The sequence below is a fragment of the Centipeda artemidis DSM 19719 genome, from assembly GCF_000426665.1.
Classification (GTDB): Bacteria; Bacillota; Negativicutes; order Selenomonadales; family Selenomonadaceae; genus Centipeda; species Centipeda artemidis.
This window is the reverse complement of record NZ_AUFU01000035.1, coordinates 1-1,571: the sequence shown is the minus strand read 5'-3', so window position 1 is coordinate 1,571 and position 1,571 is coordinate 1. Positions and strand designations below refer to the sequence as shown.

Below are 1,571 nucleotides of genomic sequence, written 5' to 3'. Positions count from 1 at the left end.
TTTCTCTATTGTAATCTTTCAAGGCAGAGTTGCGCAACATAAGAATTTATCAGTGTTTCCTCAGAAACTATCAGATGATCAAAGAGAACAAGCACTAAAATTGTTGGGGCTTTATTTAAAAGGCAGAGCAGGTGCTATTAAAGCCTATGGATACTCATGGTATTACAAATCACAGAACGTTTATGATGATCGCGACACAAGCAACGGTCATGCGTGGGAGCTGCTCTTTAACGGCAGGAAACCGACCTATGAAGAAATCCAGTGGTATCTCGCGGAAGTGATCGAGAATGGCGAACTTCATGGGAAGCAGGGCGGCGGCGTCACAAAGAAATGCAAGATCATTGACGGGTTCCGCATATGGGTCAAACTGTATTCCGTCAACGGGAAACAAAAGCTCGTCGATGCCGGCCTTAATGTATCGATTTAGAGCAGGGAGGATCGCGTAATGTTTGATTATGATGCGTTTTTTGATGAGCTTGAGAAAAACTGGACGTGGGAGAACGGGAAAGAGAGCATTCGTAAGATTGAGAAACGGGTTATGGATCCGGAGATCACGGATGAACAAAAATCTCGAGGCCTCCAAATGATCGGTGAGTGGCTGTGGCATGCGGATCCGCATCTCGTAGATGACGAGGATATGTACGGCATCGGTCGTTTACGCGCTGCACTCAGATGTAATCCAAAAAACTACGAGGTCATGCTCGACATCGCAGATATCTTCGATACCTATCCGTATCCGTTCAACACCGTGGTAACGGAGCTTGAGACCATCGCGAGTCTCAAGGGGCTGATACAAGGCTTTTCGGAACTCACGGACGAGCAGCGTACGAATGCGCTCTCATTGCTTCAAAGCTATTTGGACTATAAGGAAGCGATCATCAAGAGATACGGCTATCCGTGGTGGGAAAATGAAACCGGGGAGAAGAAAAACGAGGACGAGTGAGCCGACATCGCATAAGTACCGTATAAGACAATCAATTTAAAGCGCTCTATGCGTGGAAAGCTGGCAGAGAACTCTATGACCTTGGCAAAGGTATCCATGAACTGACAAAATATAGAAACCTGCTCAGTCCTGAAGACTGCGCAGCCTTTGACAAGGAACTGGTGAACCCAAGAAAGCTGTTTAGTCTCAATATAGGACTCGGCAGCTCGCGCTCATCGAGCACGACGGAGATCCTCTCGCACGAGAACACAGGCAGCAAAATAGAGGCCGGCACCGACCTCTCCCTTCGTGCGCGCGAAAATGACATCTCCATGACAGGAGGAACCCTCCAAGGAAAGAACGTCACGCTGGAGGCGAAGAAAAATATCGACCTGCACGCCGCAGAGAATACCATACATACCGTGACCAAAGAACGCTCGAGCTCCGCAGGGATCAGCGTCACCTATAGCTTTGGGACAGGAACAATCACCGACGTCGGGATTCACGCCGACCGTGCAAAGAGCGACGGCGTCGGAGACCGTACGACCTATACCCCTGCCATCATACAAGCACAAGAAAAACTCTCCATGACCTCGGGCGCAGATACCAACATCATCGGCTCGCAGGCATCTGGCAAAAAGGTCAATAT

Annotated in this window: 3 protein-coding genes; all 3 read left to right on the top strand. The window is 48.9% G+C overall.

What is annotated here, in order from left to right; all coding sequences use genetic code 11:
• Positions 1-427, top strand: a 427-nt coding sequence (locus K341_RS12765; RefSeq protein WP_211221221.1) for a hypothetical protein, incomplete at its 5' end; no start/stop codon positions are given.
• A gap of 18 nt (positions 428-445) precedes the next feature.
• Complete coding sequence (locus K341_RS0110700; protein WP_026762792.1) at positions 446-943, top strand: hypothetical protein; 498 nt, start codon at positions 446-448, stop codon at positions 941-943.
• 161 nt (positions 944-1,104) lie between these two features.
• Positions 1,105-1,571: hemagglutinin repeat-containing protein (locus K341_RS12005; protein ID WP_037349764.1), on the top strand; the 467-nt coding region annotated here is incomplete at its 3' end.